At 55.7% G+C, this 13,672-nt stretch carries 16 protein-coding genes; 10 read left to right on the top strand and 6 right to left on the bottom strand.

Going from position 1 to position 13,672, the window contains the following annotated elements:
* Positions 1–112 precede the first annotated feature (112 nt).
* Together ACNQ0T_RS00960 and ACNQ0T_RS00965 are read left to right on the top strand one after the other, a co-directional pair.
* The gene (locus tag ACNQ0T_RS00960) at positions 113–403 is read left to right on the top strand and encodes a hypothetical protein (RefSeq protein WP_022648496.1); all 291 of its coding nucleotides are present in this window, start codon (positions 113–115) and stop codon (positions 401–403) included.
* A 45-nt stretch (positions 404–448) separates the two neighbouring features.
* Complete coding sequence (locus tag ACNQ0T_RS00965) at positions 449–889, top strand: DUF3421 domain-containing protein (RefSeq protein WP_022648495.1); 441 nt, start codon at positions 449–451, stop codon at positions 887–889.
* Positions 890–934: 45 nt separating this feature from the next.
* Here the strand turns inward: ACNQ0T_RS00965 and argS are convergent, their stop codons facing one another.
* Positions 935–2,668, bottom strand: a complete 1,734-nt coding sequence (gene argS / locus ACNQ0T_RS00970) for an arginine--tRNA ligase (RefSeq protein ID WP_022648494.1) — start codon at positions 2,666–2,668, stop codon at positions 935–937.
* A gap of 238 nt (positions 2,669–2,906) precedes the next feature.
* Here argS and ACNQ0T_RS00975 point away from each other — a divergent pair, with 238 nt between their 5' ends.
* A complete protein-coding gene (locus ACNQ0T_RS00975) occupies positions 2,907–3,467 on the top strand; it encodes a VOC family protein (protein WP_015570274.1) in 561 nt (186 codons plus the stop codon).
* 78 nt (positions 3,468–3,545) lie between these two features.
* The gene (gene cutC, locus ACNQ0T_RS00980; RefSeq protein ID WP_023300450.1) at positions 3,546–4,289 is read left to right on the top strand and encodes a copper homeostasis protein CutC; all 744 of its coding nucleotides are present in this window, start codon (positions 3,546–3,548) and stop codon (positions 4,287–4,289) included.
* Positions 4,290–4,549: 260 nt separating this feature from the next.
* On the opposite strand, the gene cmoB is transcribed toward cutC, so the two are convergent.
* From cmoB to ACNQ0T_RS01005, 5 genes are read right to left on the bottom strand one after another with little or no spacing between them, the layout of a single operon-like run.
* A complete protein-coding gene (gene cmoB, locus ACNQ0T_RS00985; RefSeq protein ID WP_032648765.1) occupies positions 4,550–5,521 on the bottom strand; it encodes a tRNA 5-methoxyuridine(34)/uridine 5-oxyacetic acid(34) synthase CmoB in 972 nt (323 codons plus the stop codon).
* Positions 5,518–6,261: a carboxy-S-adenosyl-L-methionine synthase CmoA gene (cmoA, locus tag ACNQ0T_RS00990; protein WP_003859735.1), complete on the bottom strand. Its 744-nt coding sequence runs from the start codon at positions 6,259–6,261 to the stop codon at positions 5,518–5,520. Before cmoA ends, cmoB begins: the two co-directional genes overlap by 4 nt.
* Positions 6,262–6,301: 40 nt before the next feature.
* A complete protein-coding gene (locus ACNQ0T_RS00995) occupies positions 6,302–6,697 on the bottom strand; it encodes an MAPEG family protein (RefSeq protein ID WP_199126385.1) in 396 nt (131 codons plus the stop codon).
* 51 nt (positions 6,698–6,748) lie between these two features.
* Positions 6,749–7,567, bottom strand: coding sequence for a DUF72 domain-containing protein (locus tag ACNQ0T_RS01000; RefSeq protein ID WP_023300448.1), 819 nt, complete (start codon positions 7,565–7,567; stop codon positions 6,749–6,751).
* On the bottom strand, positions 7,564–8,130 hold the full coding sequence (locus tag ACNQ0T_RS01005) for a hydrolase (protein ID WP_023300447.1): 567 nt from the start codon (positions 8,128–8,130) through the stop codon (positions 7,564–7,566). The genes ACNQ0T_RS01000 and ACNQ0T_RS01005 overlap by 4 nt, the downstream gene beginning before the upstream one ends.
* A gap of 263 nt (positions 8,131–8,393) precedes the next feature.
* Here ACNQ0T_RS01005 and aspS point away from each other — a divergent pair, with 263 nt between their 5' ends.
* The 6 genes from aspS to ruvB all read left to right on the top strand — a co-directional run bounded on the left by aspS (position 8,394) and on the right by ruvB (position 13,649).
* Positions 8,394–10,166 (top strand): aspartate--tRNA ligase, encoded by a 1,773-nt coding sequence (gene aspS, locus ACNQ0T_RS01010; RefSeq protein ID WP_023300446.1) that lies wholly within the window; start codon positions 8,394–8,396, stop codon positions 10,164–10,166.
* Position 10,167: 1 nt separating this feature from the next.
* Entirely contained in the window at positions 10,168–10,611 is a 444-nt protein-coding gene (nudB, locus tag ACNQ0T_RS01015) for a dihydroneopterin triphosphate diphosphatase (RefSeq protein ID WP_023300445.1), read from the top strand.
* Positions 10,612–10,638: 27 nt separating this feature from the next.
* Entirely contained in the window at positions 10,639–11,379 is a 741-nt protein-coding gene (locus ACNQ0T_RS01020; RefSeq protein ID WP_003859747.1) for a YebC/PmpR family DNA-binding transcriptional regulator, read from the top strand.
* Between the two features lie 34 nt (positions 11,380–11,413).
* On the top strand, positions 11,414–11,935 hold the full coding sequence (gene ruvC, locus ACNQ0T_RS01025; protein ID WP_014884319.1) for a crossover junction endodeoxyribonuclease RuvC: 522 nt from the start codon (positions 11,414–11,416) through the stop codon (positions 11,933–11,935).
* A gap of 80 nt (positions 11,936–12,015) precedes the next feature.
* Entirely contained in the window at positions 12,016–12,630 is a 615-nt protein-coding gene (gene ruvA, locus ACNQ0T_RS01030) for a Holliday junction branch migration protein RuvA (protein WP_022648487.1), read from the top strand.
* 8 nt (positions 12,631–12,638) lie between these two features.
* On the top strand, positions 12,639–13,649 hold the full coding sequence (gene ruvB, locus ACNQ0T_RS01035) for a Holliday junction branch migration DNA helicase RuvB (protein WP_006811035.1): 1,011 nt from the start codon (positions 12,639–12,641) through the stop codon (positions 13,647–13,649).
* Positions 13,650–13,672: the final 23 nt, after the last annotated feature.

Raw genomic sequence — 13,672 nt, forward strand, 5'->3', positions numbered from 1 at the left:
ATACATTACGCTTAGTATTAAATCGTGATTTTCTTCACAAAACACAATCCGTATTTATCTTATTTTTTATCTGCGTTAAGATTCTTCTAATATTCATACAAGGAGTGTTGCAATGGAAAATACAATGGGCGGTATTATCGTTAACCCTGCTGTAAATATGCATGCCGATAAAATGTCTGATGAACATATCAATATGTTCGACACGGTTTTCAAGGATATTGATGGTGCGGGTTATTTCCCACTACTGTATGTCGGAAGCCAGCTTGTGGCTGGCCAGTTCCATACCTTTATTGCGCTTCGCCGTTTTATCCATGCGGAAGGCCCGGAAAAATCACTGGTTAAGGTGATTATTTTTCAAAGCCTGAATAATGACTTTGCCATTCATTCAATTTCTGAGTTTTAATGATTTTAACTACGGATGATTATTTAGACTGAAAAGGACATCATTATGTGGAAATCAGCGAAAAGGGATGAGTTTATCCCATTGGACGCGCCTGTAGCAGGTTATGAAATAGGTGTTCCTGGTATCAAAGGACCATCTCCATTGTTTATTATTCGCGCAAAAGTGAATGGTGGGATTCATCCGGGGAAATGGGTGTTCGGCAATACGGCATGGGTCCCATGGGGAGGAAGAGAGCACTTTTGTAATGAATTTGAAGTTTACGTGGGCGCTTTAAAATGGGTAGACGTTAAGGATAAACATTTCCCACCGAATATGGTTGAGGCGGGACATGAAGCCAATGGCACTAAGCTCTACGTTGCCCGTGCAAAATTCGATAACGGTCTCTTTGTGGGTAAAGCTGGAAGTCACCTCAGCAGAGGTTGCTGCATCGGCTATAACGGCAGAGAGTATGAATTAGATACCTTCCAGGTACTCGTTCACGACTGATGGCGTTCATTTATAAAAAAACCCGGCAACCGCCGGGTTTCTTTTTTACATACGTTCTATGGTTTCGATACCCAGAGTATCCAGACCCAGTTTCAGGGTCTTCGCCGTCAGCTGCGCCAGCTTCAGGCGGCTGTTACGCACCGCTTCGCTCTCGGCGGTCAGGATAGGGCAGTGTTCGTAGAAGCCAGAGAACAGACCGGCCAGATCGTAAAGGTAAGCACACATAACGTGCGGCGTACCGTCGCGCGCGACCACAGAGAGCGTCTCTTCGAACTGAAGCAGGCGGGCAGCCAGCTGTGCTTCACGGTCTTCGGTAAGGGTCACCGTGGCGTTCGCCAGCACGCTTTCGTCAATACTGGCTTTACGGAAGACGGAGAGTACGCGGGTGTAAGCGTACTGCATGTATGGCGCCGTGTTGCCTTCAAACGCCAGCATGTTGTCCCAGTCGAAGATATAGTCGGTGGTACGGTTCTTGGAGAGATCCGCGTATTTTACCGCACCGATCCCAACCGCGTTAGCCAGTTTCTCCAGCTCGTCAGCAGGCATGTCCGGGTTCTTCTCGGCCACCAGGCGACGGGCGCGCTCCAGCGCTTCATCCAGCAGATCGGAGAGCTTCACGGTGCCGCCCGCACGGGTTTTGAACGGCTTACCGTCTTTACCCAGCATCATGCCGAACATGTGGTGTTCCAGCGGCACGGAATCCGGCACATAACCCGCTTTACGCACGATAGTCCACGCCTGCATCAGGTGCTGGTGCTGACGGGAGTCGATGTAATACAGCACGCGGTCTGCATGCAGGGTTTCGTAACGGTATTTCGCACAGGCGATATCGGTGGTGGTGTAGAGATAGCCGCCATCCTTTTTCTGGACGATCACGCCCATCGGTTCGCCTTCCTTGTTTTTATACTCATCAAGGAATACTACCGTTGCGCCTTCGCTTTCCACCGCCAGGTTTTTGGCTTTCAGGTCCGCCACAATGCCCGGCAGCATCGGGTTATACAGGCTTTCACCCATTACGTCGTCGCGGGTCAGGGTCACGTTCAGACGGTTATAGGTAAGCTGGTTCTGGGACATGGTTATGTCCACCAGCTTGCGCCACATCTCGAGGAAGTACGGATCGCCGCCTTGAAGTTTCACCACGTAGCTGCGCGCGCGCTCGGCAAAGGCTTCGTCTTCGTCGTAGTGTTTTTTGGCTTCACGGTAGAAACCTTCCAGGTCTGCCAGCGCCATTTCGCCTGCGTTTTCCTGCTGCTGTTTTTCCAGATATGCGATCAGCATACCGAACTGCGTGCCCCAGTCGCCTACGTGGTTAGCGCGGATCACCTTGTGACCGAGGAACTCCAGGGTACGCACGGCCGCATCACCAATGATGGTGGAGCGCAGGTGACCGACGTGCATCTCCTTCGCCACGTTTGGCGCGGAGTAGTCAACCACCACGGTCTGCGCTTCTGGCTGAGCCACGCCCAGACGGTCAGATTTCAGCGCCGCGTCAACGTGGCTTGCCAGGAACGCAGGCTCAAGGAAAATGTTGATAAAGCCCGGACCGGCGATTTCGGTTTTGCTGGCGATGCCGTTGAGGTCCAGATGCGTCAGTACCTGCTCAGCGAGCTGTCGCGGCGGCATGCCCAGTTTTTTAGCCACTGCCATCACGCCATTAGCCTGATAGTCGCCAAACTGTACTTTCGCTGACTGACGAACCTGTGGTTCGCAATCCGCAGGCGCACCTGCGGCAATCAGTGCCTGACTGACTTTTTCTGAGAGAAGAGCCTGAATATTCACCTGGATACCTTACGTTTTTGATGCGGGTAAAAAACACCCACGCCAGTTTAAGAATTTAGGGCGGGAGTATACTGCAAATGGCCTCGGGCGTCAGCCCTGCGGGGGGCGAAGATTGCTCAGAATCCAGGCGAAGACGGTATGCATAATCATGCAGTCAAAAAAACCGTGATTCTGCGGTTGGTCGACAGAGGTCAACAGAGTAAATTAGCGGCTTTGCGACATGAAACGAGACTGACCTATGGCGAACTGGCACACCATTGACGAACTGCATGATATTTCCGCAGATTTACCGCGCTTCACCCAGGCGTTCACAGAACTTGCCACCCGTCTCGGGCTGGATATCGCGCCGCTTGAGGCCGATCACATCTCTTTGCGCTGCCACCAGAATGCCACCGCAGAACGCTGGCGGCGTGGCTTTGAACAGTGCGGAGAACTGCTGTCGGAGAATATCATTAACGGTCGCCCGATTTGCCTGTTCAAACTTCACGCGCCGGTTACGGTGGCGCACTGGCAATTCACCGTTGTGGAACTGCCCTGGCCAGGAGAGAAGCGTTATCCGCACGAAGGCTGGGAGCATATCGAAATTGTTCTGCCTGGGGAGCCCGAGACGCTGAACGCCCGTGCGCTGGCGCTGCTTTCCGACGAGGGGTTAAGCCAGCCGGGTATTTTCGTCAAAACCAGCTCGCCGAAAGGTGAGCGCGAACGCTTACCGAACCCTACGCTTGCCGTAACGGACGGCAACGTGACGGTGAAATTCCATCCCTGGACTATTGAGCAGATCGTCGCCAGCGAAGCGTAAGCACTGTGAGCGTCGATCCAGACACGAATCGGGCAACGTGCCACGATGGTACGTTGAGTGAAATTTAAGGAGGATGACATGGCGCTGCTGGAAATTTGTTGTTACAGCGTGGAGTGTGCCGTCACTGCGCAACGGCAGGGGGCCGATCGCATCGAGCTTTGCGCGGCACCGAAAGAAGGGGGATTAACCCCGTCCTTTGGCGTGCTGAAATCAGCCCGTCAGGCCATCACTATTCCGGTGCACCCGATTATTCGCCCGCGCGGCGGTGATTTTTGTTATACGGCGGGTGAGTTCAGTGCCATGCTTGAGGATATCGCCCTCGTCCGTGATTCCGGTTTTCCGGGGCTGGTGATCGGTGTGCTGGACGAAGACGGAAACATCGATCTTTCGCGTATGCGCCAGGTCATGCGCGCAGCCCAGGGAATGGCGGTCACTTTTCATCGTGCGTTCGATATGTGTCAGGATCCGATACAAGCCTTTGATACGCTGGCAGAACTGGGCGTGGCGCGCGTTCTGACGTCGGGCCAGCAGCCCTCGGCTGAAAAAGGACTGAAATTAATTACGGAACTAAAAGCACATTCCGGTGTTCCAATAATCATGGCGGGCGCAGGAGTACGCGCCAGCAATCTGGAACTGTTTTTAAACGCAGGGGTGGAAGAGCTACACAGCTCGGCGGGTAAATGGATACCTTCACCCATGCGTTATCGCAATACAGGGTTGTCAATGTCGACGGATGCTGAAGCGGATGAGTACTCGCGCTACGGTGTGGATGGAGAGTCGGTTGCGGAAATGAAATCGCTGATTGAACGTCATCACGTGTAGCAACGTACCGATTTTTACCGCGCATCATGTCGCCCAATATGATGCTTGCTTGTACCAGGCCCCTGCAAATTACACAGGGGCCTTTTTTTCTCCTTCATATTTCAAGCCGCAGCCGCGTTGGCCGCCTCGCTCACCCCGGTCACTTACTGATGTAAGCTCCCGGGGATTCGCTGCGTTGCCGCCTTGCTGCAACTTGAACTATTTTGGAGAAAACGTGCGACGCGTAGGCCGGGTAAGGCGCAGCCGCCACCCGGCACAAACTACGGCTTGGTCGCAATCAATACCGCACGCATCGGGGCCGGATAGCCTTCGACGGTTTTGCTGTGGTCGTCCGGATCGAGGAACTGCTCCAGCGATTCGGTGATCATCCAGTCGGTGCGGCGCTGTTCCTCAACCGACGTCACGCACACATCGGCGATGCGTACATCGACAAACCCACATTTCTCCAGCCAATTCTTCAGCGCCAGCGCGGAAGGGATGAAGTAAACGTTGCGCATCTGCGCATAGCGATCGCCTGGCACCAGAACGGCATGTTCATCCCCTTCGATGACCAGCGTTTCCAGCACCAGCTCACCGCCGCTGACCAGCTGATCTTTCAGTTGCCAGAGATGCTCCAGCGGGGAACGACGGTGGTACAGCACGCCCATCGAGAACACGGTATCAAAGGCTTTCAGAGCAGGGAGTTGCTCGATGCCCAGCGGCAGCAGGTGCGCGCGCTGGTCGTTACCCAGCAGCTTTCGCACCGCTTCAAACTGGCACAGGAACAGCTGCATCGGATCGATACCGACGGCCAGATGCGCGCCTGCGCCGATCATGCGCCACATGTGATAGCCGCTACCGCAGCCCACGTCCAGAATGGTGCGCCCGGTCAGGTCGGATAAATGCGGCAGAACGCGATCCCACTTCCAGTCTGAGCGCCATTCGGTATTGATGTTCACGCCGTACAGCGAGAACGGCCCTTTGCGCCACGGCATCAGGTTACGCATCAGCGTTTCGATGCGGTTGATCTGCCCGGCCGGGAGCGGCTCTTCGCTCTCCGCCGTCACGCTGTGCAGTAAATCCAGACGATGAGGCGTCAGTTCAGGCAGAAACTCCACGGCGTTGGACCACTGCTTCAACAGACCATGCTGCTGATCGCGCTGCCAGGTGGCAATTTGCGCAGGCAGGGTTTCCAGCCAGTGGGATAGGTGGTTTTTGGCAATCAGCTGATAGAAATTACCGAACTCGATCATGCTGCGTCTCCGGCTTTCAGCGCCACCAGAGAACCAAAATTAAAGCACTGGAACCACAGTTCGCTGTGTTCGAATCCGGCTTTGCGCAGGCGCGCTTTGTGGGTTTCAACGGAATCCGTCAGCATGACGTTTTCAAGCATGCTGCGCTTCTGGCTGATCTCCAGCTCGCTGTAGCCGTTTGCACGCTTGAAATCATGGTGCATATTGAACAGCAATTCGCCCACGCTGGCGTCTTCAAAGCTGAATTTCTCAGACAACACCAGCGCGCCGCCCGGGTTGAGGCCCTGATAAATTTTATCCAGCAACCGCTGACGATCGTCCGGCACCAGGAACTGAAGGGTAAAGTTCAGGACCACCATCGAGGCGTTCTGGATGTCGATATCGCGGATATCGCCTTCCACCACCTCCACAGGCGTAGGGGCTTTATACGCGTCAATGTGGCGACGGCAGCGTTCAACCATGGCCGGTGAGTTATCGACAGCCACAATCTTGCAGCCTTCGTGATGAACGTTACGACGAATGGACAGCGTTGCCGCTCCCAGCGAACAGCCCAGGTCATAGACCTGCGTGCCGGGTTGAACGAAACGCTCCGCCAGCATGCCGATCATGGAGATGATATTGGAATAACCGGGAACAGAGCGCTGGATCATATCCGGGAAGACTTCGGCTACCCGTTCATCAAAGGTCCAGTCGCCCAGGCTGGCGATAGGCGCGGAAAAAAGCGTGTCGCGATCTGACATAACGTAAAAATCCGGGAAAAATAAAGGGGCATATTGTGCGCTAATGGAAGGAGAAAACCAACTCCCAAGGCATATACCAAAGGTTAGCCAGCACCATCAGCAAAAGCGAGCACCAGGTTGCGCTCATGCCGGAACGACGCCAGCGGATCAGGCGGTGGTTAAAACCATAATAATGCATCAAACGCCCTGCAATCAGCAGCAGCCCACAGACGTGCACCATCCAGGTTTCTGCGCCATCCATCTCCATTAACAGCAGTAAAATTAACGCGACGGGAATGTACTCGACCGCGTTGCCGTGGATTCGGATTGCGCTTTGCAGCTCAGAAAAGCCCCCGTCACCGTAGGAGACGCGGTACTGCATTCTCAGGCGCACAACATCAAATGAAAATTTAATCAGCAGTAATGCACCTAACACCGCATACAGCGCGCTGACCATACTAACTCCCTGTTTTTGGCAGATGGCACGTCTCTATGATAGGGGGTGATTTCAGAAAAGAGAAGATTGTTGTGGGATGGACGGCGCGGGGCCAACCGACGGAACCGCCTGCTGCAAGGCCTGCCAGAGAGCATCGACCAGTTCAGGTGCCTGGGCAATATCCGGCGTATGTAAAAACAGGTACGGAGTGGTGGTTTGCTCCCATTTCGCGAGCGTTTGCAGCCAGACGGCGAACATCTCCTCATTCTGTTGCATGTTATCGCTGCCGATAAACCGGACCATCGGGTTCTGCGCGGTAACAATGGCGTGAACCGGTACTTTCGGTTTTTTGCGCTGGGCATCAACAACGGCTTCGCTGTGCGGGATTGCGCTGTGCACGGGGCGGCTGTCGAGGATCACGCGGTTGACCGATCGTTCATGCAGGCCGCGATTCAGCGCTTTCTCCGCGTCGCCTTTGGCAAAGAAATCTGGATGCCTCACCTCCACACCGTACGTGAAATCGTGGGGCAGGGCGTCGAGAAACTGCCAGAGGGCTTGTAGATCGCGCGGGCCGAACGTGGCGGGAAGCTGGAGCCAGTACTGGCCAACACGGTTTGCCAGGGGCGACATCCGGGTGAAAAACTCGTGGGTTAAATCATCGCAGTTTCGCAGCGCGGCGTTGTGGGAGATGGTTGCCGGAAATTTGAAGCAAAAGCGGAAATCGTCGGTGGTTTGCTCGCGCCAGCGCTCGACGATCTCCGTGCGTGGCAGAGCGTACAGCGTGGTATTGCCCTCCACGCAGTTAAAGTGTCGGGCATACTCTTCAAGGCCAGTAATACCCAGGCGCACCCATTTCGGGTGCGACCACTGGGGCAAACCCACGTACATCATAGCGCGCTGAGGATCTCATCCGTGCTGCGCACGCGACCAATACGCGGGAAGATATGGGTCATGCTGCCCTGATGCTGATCCGCAGAGGCTGCGCTGCACGCATCTTCCGCTATCACCAGATTAAAGCCCAGCTCCCAGGCGTTACGGGCGGTGGATTCCACACCGATGTTGGTGGAGATCCCGCACAGAATAATAGTGTCTATCCCGCGACGGCGCAGCTGGAGCTCCAGGTCAGTGCCATAGAATGCGCCCCACTGGCGTTTGGTGACTTCTACATCGCTGTCGCGTTTACCGAGTGAGACCGGGTATGTCCACCAGTTGTCCGGCAGCGCATGCGCCGGGGCCTGAGCATCAACCGGCTGCTTTAGCGCTTCGGCGAAATCAGTGGACCAGCCGACGCGCACCATGACGACAGGCGCACCGCTGGCCCGGCATTTTTCCGCCAGACGCGCAGCACGGCTTACAACATCGTCAGCGGTGTGTGGACCACCGGCAAAAGGCAGGATCCCTTCCTGTAAATCAATGACCACAAGGGCGGTTTTGGTGGCATCAAGCGTTAACATTGTCACTCCAGTAAAATTAATTGCTTTTTTACACCTTACGACGGGATGGCCTGTTATCGGTCGGATAATTTTGTTAATTTTTGTGAGAATAGACAATAAGAGCACAGCAAACACGCGTCAGGCCGTGCTTCGCTCTTATCGTGCGGCAGAATTTCCAGTATAATAGCCGCCTTTTTTCATCCAGTTGTGACATACAGAAAGCTGCGACATCGTAGCCTGTAAGACAGGCGACAATCAGCCTGCGGCTAATTAAGGGATATCTCATGCGTACAGAATATTGCGGGCAGCTGCGTCAGTCCCACGTCGGGCAGCAGGTCACCCTGTGTGGTTGGGTCAATCGTCGTCGCGATCTTGGTAGCCTTATCTTTATTGATATGCGTGACCGCGAAGGTATCGTTCAGGTGTTCTTCGATCCGGATCGCGCTGATGCGTTGAAGCTGGCCTCTGAGCTGCGTAATGAGTTCTGCATTCAGGTGACGGGCACCGTGCGTGCGCGTGACGAGAAAAACATCAACGCCGATATGGCGACCGGTGCTATCGAAGTGCTGGCGTCCGATCTGGTGATTATCAATCGCGCAGAAGCGTTGCCACTGGACTCCAACCACGTCAACACCGAAGAAGCGCGTCTTAAATACCGCTACCTGGATCTGCGTCGCCCGGAGATGGCTCAGCGCCTGAAAACCCGTGCGAAAATCACCAGCCTGGTGCGTCGCTTTATGGATGACCACGGTTTCCTCGATATTGAAACTCCGATGCTGACCAAAGCCACGCCGGAAGGCGCGCGCGACTACCTGGTGCCATCCCGCGTCCATAAGGGCAAATTCTACGCGCTGCCACAGTCACCACAGCTGTTCAAGCAGCTGCTGATGATGTCCGGCTTCGACCGCTACTATCAGATCGTGAAATGCTTCCGCGATGAAGATCTGCGTGCAGACCGTCAGCCAGAATTTACCCAGATCGATGTGGAAACCTCCTTCATGACCGCCGAGCAGGTGCGTGAGGTGATGGAAGCCCTGGTGCGTAGCCTGTGGAACGACGTAAAAGGCGTTGAGCTGGGCGATTTCCCAATCATGACCTTCGCGGAAGCCGAGCGTCGCTACGGCTCCGACAAACCAGACCTGCGTAACCCGATGGAGCTGGTGGACGTGGCAGACCTGGTGAAAGCCGTTGAGTTCGCGGTCTTTGCTGGTCCGGCTAACGATCCGAAAGGCCGCGTGGCTGCCCTGCGCGTACCGGGCGGTGCTGCGCTGAGCCGTAAGCAGATTGACGACTACGGCAACTTCATCAAGATCTACGGTGCGAAAGGTCTGGCCTATATTAAAGTAACCGAGCGTGCTAAAGGTCTGGAAGGCATTACCAGCCCTGTTGCGAAATTCCTGAATGCGGACATCGTGGAAGCTATTCTGGAGCGCACCGGCGCGCAGGACGGTGACATGATCTTCTTCGGCGCAGACAACAAGAAAGTCGTTGCGGATGCGATGGGCGCGCTGCGTCTGAAGCTCGGCAAAGACCTGAACCTGACCGATGAAAGCAAATGGGCGCCGCTGTGGGTGATCGACTTCCCGATGTTTGAAGACGACGGTGAAGGCGGCCTGACCGCGATGCACCACCCGTTCACCTCGCCAAAAGACATGACGGCGGCGGAACTGAAGGCTGCACCGGAAGATGCGGTAGCGAATGCCTACGATATGGTTATCAACGGCTACGAAGTGGGCGGCGGCTCCGTGCGTATTCACAGCGGTGAAATGCAGCAGACCGTGTTCGGCATTCTGGGCATTAACGAGCAGGAGCAGCGCGAGAAGTTTGGCTTCCTGCTGGACGCCCTGAAATACGGTACGCCTCCGCACGCGGGTCTGGCCTTTGGTCTTGACCGTCTGACCATGCTGCTGACCGGCACCGACAACATCCGTGATGTTATCGCCTTCCCGAAAACCACCGCAGCGGCGTGTCTGATGACTGAAGCGCCAAGCTTTGCCAACCCGGCCGCGCTGGCTGAGCTGGGCATTGAGGTGGTGAAGAAGGAAGAGAAAAACTGATATGGCATATAAGCGTCCCGTTTCGGTTCTGGTGGTCATTTATGCAGAAGACTCGAAGCGGGTGCTGATGTTGCAGCGGCGCGACGATCCTGATTTCTGGCAGTCGGTTACCGGCAGTCTGGAAGAGGGAGAGTCCGCGCCGCAGGCCGCCGCGCGTGAAGTAAAGGAAGAGGTCGCCATTGACGTTGCTCGCGAGCAACTGACCCTGAAGGACTGTCAGCGCACGGTGGAGTTTGAAATTTTTAGCCATTTACGTCATCGCTATGCACCGGGAATTGAGCGCAATACGGAATCGTGGTTCTGCCTTGCGCTTCCCCATGAGCGGGAGATCGTGTTCACGGAACACCTGACCTACCGCTGGGTGGATGCGGCGGATGCCGCCGCACTGACCAAGTCATGGAGCAACCGGCAGGCGATAGAAGAATTTGTAATTAACGCTGCCTGAGAAGGCGCGATTTTTGGAGAACTTTTTATGGCAGGTCATAGTAAGTGGGCCAACACCAAACACCGTAAAGCGGCACAGGATGCCAAACGCGGTAAAATCTTTACCAAAATCATTCGTGAGCTGGTAACAGCGGCGCGTCTGGGTGGCGGCGATCCGGCCTCTAATCCACGTTTGCGCGCGGCGGTTGATAAAGCCCTGTCCAACAACATGACGCGAGACACCCTGAACCGTGCAATCGCACGTGGCGTGGGCGGTGATGAAGACGCGAACATGGAAACCATCATTTATGAAGGTTACGGTCCTGGCGGTACGGCGGTGATGGTTGAGTGCCTGTCCGACAACCGTAACCGTACCGTTGCGGAAGTGCGCCACGCGTTCACCAAAACCGGTGGTAACCTGGGCACTGACGGTTCCGTTGCTTACCTGTTCAGCAAAAAAGGCGTCATCTCCTTCGAGAAAGGCGACGAAGATGCGATCATGGAAGCGGCGCTGGAAGCCGGTGCGGAAGACGTAGTGACCTACGACGACGGCGCTATCGATGTCTACACCGCATGGGAAGAGATGGGGGCCGTGCGCGATGCGCTGGAAGCGGCAGGTCTGAAAGCGGATAACGCTGAAGTGTCCATGATCCCTTCCACAAAAGCGGACATGGATGCAGAAACCGCACCGAAACTGCTGCGTCTGATCGACATGCTCGAAGACTGCGACGACGTGCAGGAAGTGTATCACAACGGTGAAATCTCTGATGAGGTTGCAGCGACTCTCTGATGAGAGCCTGTAAACCGTTTACGGGAGACGCGTGATGTCGATTATCCTCGGGATTGACCCCGGCTCACGCGTCACCGGGTATGGCGTTATCCGTCAGGTGGGACGCCAGCTAACCTACCTCGGCAGCGGATGTATTCGTACCAAAGTGGACGATCTGCCGTCGCGCCTGAAGCTCATTTATGCGGGCGTGTCGGAGATCATCACCCAGTTTCAGCCGGACTTTTTCGCCATCGAGCAGGTCTTTATGGCGAAGAACGCTGACTCGGCGTTAAAGCTCGGGCAGGCGCGCGGCGTGGCGATAGTTGCCGCCGTGAACCAGGACCTGCCAGTGTTTGAATACGCGGCCCGTCAGGTTAAGCAGACGGTGGTGGGCATAGGTAGCGCGGAGAAAAGCCAAGTGCAGCACATGGTGCGTACCCTGCTGAAGCTCCCGGCGAACCCGCAGGCCGACGCCGCCGATGCGCTGGCCATTGCGATTACCCACTGCCACGTCAGCCAGAACGCGATGCAAATGAGTGAGTCGCGGCTCAATCTGGCGCGAGGCAGATTACGATAATGACAAATCAGGCTGGATGTTTATCCAGCCTTTTTTTATTATGTCGGCAGTTAATTTCATCCAGAACGCAGGAGCGTCACGTGATAGGCAGACTCAGAGGCATCATCATTGAAAAACAACCCCCGTTAGTGCTGCTGGAAGTGGGTGGCGTGGGCTATGAAGTCCATATGCCGATGACCTGCTTCTACGAGTTGCCGGAGGCGGGCAAAGAGGCGGTTGTCTTTACCCAGTTTGTGGTGCGTGAAGACGCTCAGCTGCTGTACGGATTCAATAACAAACAGGAACGCACCCTGTTCCGCGAATTAATCAAAACCAACGGCGTCGGGCCCAAGCTGGCGCTGGCGATTCTGTCCGGTATGTCAGCGCCACAGTTTGTGAATGCCGTTGAGCGCGAAGATCCGGCTGCGTTAATTAAACTTCCGGGCATCGGCAAGAAAACCGCCGAGCGCCTGATTGTCGAGATGAAGGACCGCTTTAAAGGTTTGCATGGCGATCTGTTCACTCCGGCGGCCGATCTGGTGCTGACTTCACCGGGCGGGCCAGCGACGGATGATGATGCCGAGCAGGAAGCGGTTGCCGCGCTGGTGGCGCTGGGCTATAAACCTCAGGAGGCCAGCCGTATGGTGAGTAAAGTTGCCAAACCGGATGCCAGCAGTGAAACTCTGATTCGTGAAGCGCTGCGCGCTGCATTGTGAGGTAAAGGATGATTGAAGCAGACCGCCTGGTATCGGCAGGCACCATTCAGCCAGATGACGTGGTGGATCGCGCGATCCGTCCCAAACTGCTGGATGAGTACATCGGCCAGCCGCAGGTTCGTTCTCAGATGGAGATTTTCATCCAGGCGGCAAAGCTGCGCGGCGATGCGCTCGATCACCTGTTGATTTTTGGTCCGCCGGGGTTAGGTAAAACCACTCTGGCGAATATCGTCGCCAACGAAATGGGCGTTAACCTGCGTACCACCTCCGGCCCGGTGCTGGAGAAAGCAGGGGACCTGGCGGCGATGCTGACCAACCTCGAACCGCATGACGTGCTGTTTATCGATGAAATCCACCGCCTGTCACCGGTGGTGGAGGAAGTGCTCTATCCGGCGATGGAGGATTACCAACTGGATATCATGATCGGCGAAGGCCCGGCCGCGCGCTCGATCAAAATCGATCTGCCACCGTTTACCCTGATTGGTGCCACGACCCGCGCCGGCTCGCTGACCTCACCGCTACGCGACCGTTTTGGTATCGTGCAGCGTCTGGAGTTTTATCAGGTGCCCGACCTTCAGCATATTGTGGGGCGCAGCGCGCGCTACATGGGGCTGGATATGAGCGAAGAGGGAGCGTTTGAAGTGGCGAAACGTTCCCGCGGTACGCCGCGTATCGCCAACCGCCTGCTGCGTCGCGTGCGTGATTTTGCCGAGGTGAAGCACGATGGCACCATTTCGGCTGACATTGCTGCGCAGGCGCTGGATATGCTGAACGTTGATGCCGAAGGCTTTGACTATATGGACCGTAAGCTGCTGCTGGCGGTGCTGGATAAGTTCTTTGGCGGGCCGGTGGGGCTGGATAACCTGGCGGCGGCAATTGGCGAAGAGCGTGAGACTATCGAGGACGTGCTGGAGCCGTATCTGATCCAGCAGGGCTTTTTACAGCGTACCCCGCGTGGTCGTATGGCGACGGTGCGGGCGTGGAATCATTTCGGTATTACGCCGCCCGCGATGCCGTAAGTAGCGATTAATGGTAGCCCCGG

It is taken from the genome of Enterobacter cloacae complex sp.6700776 (assembly GCF_048284255.1).
Lineage (GTDB): Bacteria > Pseudomonadota > Gammaproteobacteria > Enterobacterales > Enterobacteriaceae > Enterobacter > Enterobacter intestinihominis.

Bases quoted from the DNA above. Each gene is read 5' to 3' on its own strand.
- ACNQ0T_RS00960 (WP_022648496.1), top strand. From the start codon at position 113: ATGGAAAATACAATGGGCGGTATTATCGTTAACCCTGCTGTAAATATG.
- ACNQ0T_RS00965 (WP_022648495.1), top strand. From the start codon at position 449: ATGTGGAAATCAGCGAAAAGGGATGAGTTTATCCCATTGGACGCGCCT.
- ACNQ0T_RS00975 (WP_015570274.1), top strand. From the start codon at position 2,907: ATGGCGAACTGGCACACCATTGACGAACTGCATGATATTTCCGCAGAT.
- cutC (WP_023300450.1), top strand. From the start codon at position 3,546: ATGGCGCTGCTGGAAATTTGTTGTTACAGCGTGGAGTGTGCCGTCACT.
- cmoB (WP_032648765.1), bottom strand. From the start codon at position 5,521: ATGATCGAGTTCGGTAATTTCTATCAGCTGATTGCCAAAAACCACCTA.
- cmoA (WP_003859735.1), bottom strand. From the start codon at position 6,261: ATGTCAGATCGCGACACGCTTTTTTCCGCGCCTATCGCCAGCCTGGGC.
- ACNQ0T_RS00995 (WP_199126385.1), bottom strand. From the start codon at position 6,697: ATGGTCAGCGCGCTGTATGCGGTGTTAGGTGCATTACTGCTGATTAAA.
- ACNQ0T_RS01000 (WP_023300448.1), bottom strand. From the start codon at position 7,567: ATGATGTACGTGGGTTTGCCCCAGTGGTCGCACCCGAAATGGGTGCGC.
- ACNQ0T_RS01005 (WP_023300447.1), bottom strand. From the start codon at position 8,130: ATGTTAACGCTTGATGCCACCAAAACCGCCCTTGTGGTCATTGATTTA.
- aspS (WP_023300446.1), top strand. From the start codon at position 8,394: ATGCGTACAGAATATTGCGGGCAGCTGCGTCAGTCCCACGTCGGGCAG.
- nudB (WP_023300445.1), top strand. From the start codon at position 10,168: ATGGCATATAAGCGTCCCGTTTCGGTTCTGGTGGTCATTTATGCAGAA.
- ACNQ0T_RS01020 (WP_003859747.1), top strand. From the start codon at position 10,639: ATGGCAGGTCATAGTAAGTGGGCCAACACCAAACACCGTAAAGCGGCA.
- ruvC (WP_014884319.1), top strand. From the start codon at position 11,414: ATGTCGATTATCCTCGGGATTGACCCCGGCTCACGCGTCACCGGGTAT.
- ruvB (WP_006811035.1), top strand. From the start codon at position 12,639: ATGATTGAAGCAGACCGCCTGGTATCGGCAGGCACCATTCAGCCAGAT.